General features: G+C 36.6%; 6 protein-coding genes. 5 read left to right on the top strand and 1 reads right to left on the bottom strand.

The annotated features are described in order from the left end of the window. The 5 genes from HRT72_08665 to HRT72_08645 all read left to right on the top strand — a co-directional run. A partial coding sequence (locus HRT72_08665) for an efflux RND transporter permease subunit (GenBank protein NQY67779.1) occupies positions 1-1,009 on the top strand: 1,009 nt, incomplete at its 5' end. 2 nt (positions 1,010-1,011) lie between these two features. Further along, on the top strand, positions 1,012-2,103 hold the full coding sequence (locus tag HRT72_08660; GenBank protein ID NQY67778.1) for an efflux RND transporter periplasmic adaptor subunit: 1,092 nt from the start codon (positions 1,012-1,014) through the stop codon (positions 2,101-2,103). Between the two features lie 3 nt (positions 2,104-2,106). Continuing rightward, positions 2,107-3,435 carry a TolC family protein gene (locus tag HRT72_08655; GenBank protein ID NQY67777.1) on the top strand — a complete coding sequence of 443 codons (1,329 nt, stop codon included), beginning with the start codon at positions 2,107-2,109 and terminating at the stop codon, positions 3,433-3,435. A 26-nt stretch (positions 3,436-3,461) separates the two neighbouring features. Then, entirely contained in the window at positions 3,462-3,926 is a 465-nt protein-coding gene (locus HRT72_08650; GenBank protein ID NQY67776.1) for an SET domain-containing protein-lysine N-methyltransferase, read from the top strand. 361 nt (positions 3,927-4,287) lie between these two features. After that, complete coding sequence (locus HRT72_08645; GenBank protein NQY67775.1) at positions 4,288-4,548, top strand: DUF1987 family protein; 261 nt, start codon at positions 4,288-4,290, stop codon at positions 4,546-4,548. On the opposite strand, the gene HRT72_08640 is transcribed toward HRT72_08645, so the two are convergent. Next, on the bottom strand, positions 4,539-5,731 hold a 1,193-nt coding region (locus tag HRT72_08640), incomplete at its 5' end, for an ATP-binding domain-containing protein (protein NQY67774.1). The two genes, HRT72_08645 and HRT72_08640, sit on opposite strands and share 10 nt — an antisense overlap.

The following is a 5,731-nucleotide window of genomic DNA, read 5'->3' as shown; positions in this document are numbered from 1 at the left end:
TGCACAAATTGCGGAAATAAGAGACGTTCGTGTGTTGCAACGAATTGACCAACCCGTTAAAATTATTGATATTGATAGAATAAAAGCAGCTGAACTGGGCGTTAAACCTGTTGATGCCATTAAGAATGTTGTTTCAGCACTAAACTCTTCGACTACCTTTCAGAAAGCATTTTGGATTGATGAACGTAATGGTAATCACTATTACGTAGGAGTTACCTATCCTGAAAATCTGATTGATAATGAGCATGTAATTGACAATATCACCATGCACAGCTCAACGCACGATAAGCCGGTAGCATTTAGGAATTTTTCTAAAATCTCTGAAACAACGAACGCAGTTGAGATCAATCACCACAAGTTGATGCGTGTGAACAACGTCTACGCAAACATTACAGGAAAAGATGTTGGGTCGGTATCAGATCAAATTCAAGATATGATCGATGCCAAAATTAAAAACAAAGAAATTCCTGAAGGATATGAAGTAACATTTGAGGGCGAAGTAGGCATCATTAAAAAATCTTTCTCTGATTTAGGTTTAGGACTAGGACTAGCGGTAGTGCTGGCGTTTCTAATCATTGTGCCTCTTTTCAGATCTTTTAGATTACCATTAATTATAATCCTTTCTTTCCCATTGGGAATTATTGGAGTGGCTTTACTTATGTGGATGACGAATACTTATTTGAGCATACAATCAATTATGGGAATCATCATGATGGTTGGTATAGCTGTCTCCTATGGCAACATCTTAGTGGATAGAATTAACGCCTTAGTAATTGAAGGAACATCTAAGATAGAAGCTATTACCAAAGGCTCTGCTGACAGGTTCCGACCAATTTTAATGACTGCAAGCACAACTATTTTCGGACTAGTACCGACAGCACTAGCATTAAGCAAAGGCTCCGAAAGCAATGTACCATTGGCTATTGCCGTAATTGGCGGTACAATCATGGCAACCTTTTTAACCTTATACATTATCCCTATTTTGTATTCATACATCGCAAAAGACTAATTATGATGGAGGCACTTACAAAACGAAGTTTCTTACCAATTTACATTTCAGCAGTTTTACTCACGTTCCATTCCTGCTCATCCAAAAACGAAGAAAAGAATAGTCAAAGTGCTATTTCAGAGAAGACGACAACGGTAGAAGTAATTTCTCCGGAACAACGTTCGTTTAAAGCTGAAATACTTATTACGGGCACTGCACTACCAAATCAATCTGTGATGCTATATGCAATGGAGAGTGGTATTGTACAGTCTATCAATGTAAATATAGGTTCACTAGTAAATAAAGGAGATGTTCTTGCCTTGTTGCACAATCCTGAGTTGATTAGACTTGAAGAAAAGTACAGAGCAAAGCTCGAAGCTAAAACTTCTATTTATGATCGACTTAAAACGTCGCTAGAATTCACACCGGATTTAACACCAATCCAGCTAGTAGAAGAAGCAAGAGTACAATACGAATCGGCGAAAGCAGAACTAAGTATTATTGCAAACCGCCTAAACTTCCTACAGGTAAAAGCTCCATTTGGCGGAATTATCACGCAGAGACTTGTTGACCACGGTGCTTTAGTTCAATCGGGGTTTATTAACTCAGATGCTGCAAAAATTGTTGAAATCCAAGAGGTAAACCCAATTGTATTGACGCTACCCCTTCCTGAATCTGATGCGGCGTCTATAAAAAAAGGAACACCAGCATCTGTTTCATTTCCTGAATTAGCCGGCAATAGTTACGAAGCAAAGGTGAGTAGAACAGCTGGTGCTTTAGATCCAGCCTCGAAGACAATGCAAGTTGAAATAGACATCGACAATGGAGATCATAAAATAAAATCTGGAATGTACGCTAAAGTGACAATGCTGTTAGAAAGTCAAGAGAATGTACTTTCTCTTCCCCATACAGCGCAATATTTGTATCAAAACGAACTATTCCTTCTAGTAGTAAATGAAGGTATTGTAGAGCAGGTTCCACTTAGAAAAGGACTATCGAACAAAGACTACTTTGAGGTACTAAATGGCGACATCAGCGTTAATACTAAAGTTATTGTACAAGGAAAAAGCCTTGTAAAACCAGGTCAAACTGTGGAAGCAATTTCGAATAAATAAAAAATGAGATTAGGCCAAAACTATATTAAATACAGTCTGATTTTATTAACGACCATTCTATTGGGGACTAAGACAGAAGGACAAGATCTAAATCTAACCCAAGAGGTTTTGTACGTAAAACTTGAGGACGTTTTAGAAATAACTGGCACCAAGAGCTTAATAATAGATGAATACAAACAACGTCTAAAAATTGCAAAAGCCGAAAAGAAAATTGCTGATCAGTGGTGGCTTCCAAGCATTTACGGAGGTATAACAAAACATTCATTAAATGGCGCTGTAATGAACGCCGATGGTGCCATTTATAATAATATAAATCAATCTAATGCATGGGCAGGACTTGGCGCATCTGCAGAATGGGACTTATCTAAAGCACTCTTCTTAACTAAATCTTCAAAGCAAAAACTACAGGCCCTCAAACAGATAAGTACTGCAGAAAAGAACAAGGCAGTCCTAAAAGCAGTTTATACATTTTTAGATATGCAAGCCGAGCATTCGAAAGAGTTAGCTATAGCAGATCTTTTAGTAAATAAGGCTGAAGACATTACTAAACAGATAAGCATCCAAGTAGAGTTGGGCATTCGATATAAATCGGAGCTATATCTATCACAAGCAAGGTTGGGTCATTTTAAAATCCAACGATTAGAGGCCAATAGAAAGTACAGAATAAAAGCAGCCGAGTTAGCAAATCTTTTGAATGCAGATGCTAATGTTCGCGTTGAAAGTGCTGACCATAGCGTTACCGGAGTTGCAATTATTGATGACACACAGAACTCCCCTCCTCTTTTACTAGCAAAGCAAAGACCAGAATTCAAAGGTTTAGAAATGGAAATAAACAGTTTAAGAACCGGAAAAAGAGCTATTACCACTGGTATGTGGCTACCAGATGTAAAACTAAATACATATCAATCGATGTTTGGGGGAAACATTTCGAACAGCTCCCCTACAAACCTTTTAAACATGGGTATTGTATGGAAAATCCCCTTAGCAAACCTTATAGGTAAAGGAGAAATAAAAAAACATAATGGCCTTATAGGGCTTCACGAAAATAAATTAAAGCAGTTCCAAAACTTGGCGATCCAAGAGGCCGTTAACGCAAGAGAGCAATCAAAAATATCTGCACAAATGATGAAGATATCTGACGAAGCATTACAGGTAGCAGCTCAAGCCATGCTCCAAAGTATAGAGAGACAAATGATGGGAACAGCACAGCCATTTGAAGTTTTCCAAGCGCAAGAGTATTACCTACAAGCTAAACTAGACTACATTCTAGCCGTTACTAGTTTCAATAAAGCACAATATTCAATGTACATTGCGTTAGGGAACAACTTTTAACAATAGAAAGGCATAAAATTTGATTCTTGGCAAACAAATCAATCCAATTGATAGATATTTTGAAAACTGATTTTGACATAAGGGATACAGAATTAAAAGGCAAAGCACTTTTTACAAAACGCAGATTTAAAAAAGGCGACCTTGTTCTTTCCATTACAGGAGAAAGAATTGATCAAAGGAATATGTACACCGTTGAAATCGGAAAAGATATTCATATAGAACCTTCCAACGAAGTTAAATACTTAACTCATTCTTGCGATCCCAACCTAGGTGTAAGAAACAATACTGATTTAATTGCCCTTCGAGATATTGAGGCCGAAGAAGAAATCAACTTCGATTATGCAATGACTGAGTACGTTATTGCCAGTCCTTTTATTTGTACTAATTGCTCCATGTTTTGCAGAGGTAATATCGGAGGCTTCAAAACACTTCCAGAAGAATTCAAAACCCGTTACAAGGGTTATATATCGGCTCATTTATTATCTCAATAAGAATAACATTTGAGTAGTAATAACATTTACTGTTGCTTTGATATTTATTCTTACAACTTTATCAACACTTTTACCAAAAGATAAAAGGCTTAATACAAATACGTTACCGTGAAATTATTAAGACAAGCAAATTTAGTATCTCGACCTAGTAACTTAGCGGATAAGCGATACGTAGGAATTATACTTTCAACTAACTTAGTATTAATAGAAATAAACTATTATTAATTGGAACCATTAATTATTGACGGTACAGAAAATATTCCCAGCGTTAGCTTTGACGATAAAACTGGCAATTTGCGTATTCCGGGAAGATGATTACCGGTTAATGCAACCATATTCATCAATCCTTTGATAGAATGGCTTGAAGAATACTCTAAAATACCCTCAAGAAAAAACTGTCTTAAATGTGTATATAGAATATTTTAATACCGTTGGTTCTAAAAGGATTCTCTGGGTATTTGAAAAAGTACAAAGTATAGAAAATGCAGAAATTAACTGGTACTGTCTTTCGGATGAAGAAGACATGCAGGATTGTGGCGAGGATTATAAATCTATATTACATATTCCTTTCAATATTATCAAAACTGAGCATCGCGATCTCTCAGAAATAATTCAAGAATAAGGGGATTCCTTAAAAAACTTCGCATCAAAATTTACAAAGCATAGCTTCTCTGAAGCACGAGTAACGGCTGTATAAATCCATCGGACATAAGACTTATCTACCATTTCTTCGGTAAGATACCCTTGATCTATGAAAACAGATTTCCACTGTCCTCCCTGAGCTTTATGACAAGTGATAGCGTAAGCATATTTAATTTGAAGCGCATTAAAGTAAGGATTACTCTTTATTGCTTCCAACCGAGCCTTACTACTCAGGTCCTGATAATCTTCTGAAATGGCGGTGTAAAGGTCCTTGCTCTTATCTTTATCTAATGCGGGAGTCTCTATATCAATAGTATCCAGCATTACTTTCACATCATATTCTGGTTGATCTGTTTGGTCTACCATTTTCATACTGATATCGACAAAACTGAATCCATATATATCTTCTCTTCCAAGAATATTAGTTACTTGGATAATATCTCCATTTGCTATAAAGCTTGAACCCTCTTCATCTTTAAGCCAGAAATAATTATTCTTAACCACCATTAGCAAATCTCCCGATTCAACTTGTTCTTCATACCATCTAATCCTGGCCCTAATTTGCTGATTAAATAAGTTTGCTCGCTTATTTGACTTGCATAGTACAATCGTATCCAAAAAACCATACTCAGAATAAGATGCCTCCAGGCGCTCTTCTAATTCCACTCCAGCTACCGCAGATACATCCTTATATACTTGAATATCGAGTTGCAAAACAGATACATCCCGCTTCTCAATACTATTACGAAGACTAGTTGCATTTTTTAATATAATAGAATCTTCTTGCTGTCGAATAACTTGCTTTAATTCCGAACCTTTTATTCTTAGTTGGAACGAATCTCTTAATGTTCTCGGCTCCAATGCAGGACTAAGTTCTGACCCAATTGGTGGCAGCTGGGCTACATCGCCAATAAAAACTATCCTACATCCTTTACCAGAATAAACATACTTTATCAGGTCGTCTAATAAATCGCCAGCACCAATAAAATTTTTACTCTCGCCGATCATTGACGCCTCATCAACTATAAAATAGGTATTGTGATTTCTGTTTTCTTTGACAGAATAACTAGAGTTTGCCATAGAGTCAGTACTTCCTCTATATATCTCTCTATGTATAGTGCTCGCAAAGCGTTTAGAATAATTAGCCAGCACTTTGGCAGATC

The organism is Flavobacteriales bacterium, from assembly GCA_013214975.1.
Classification (GTDB): Bacteria; Bacteroidota; Bacteroidia; order DT-38; family DT-38; genus DT-38.
The sequence above is the reverse complement of the archived record's forward strand: the minus strand, read 5'-3'. Positions and strand labels throughout refer to the sequence as shown.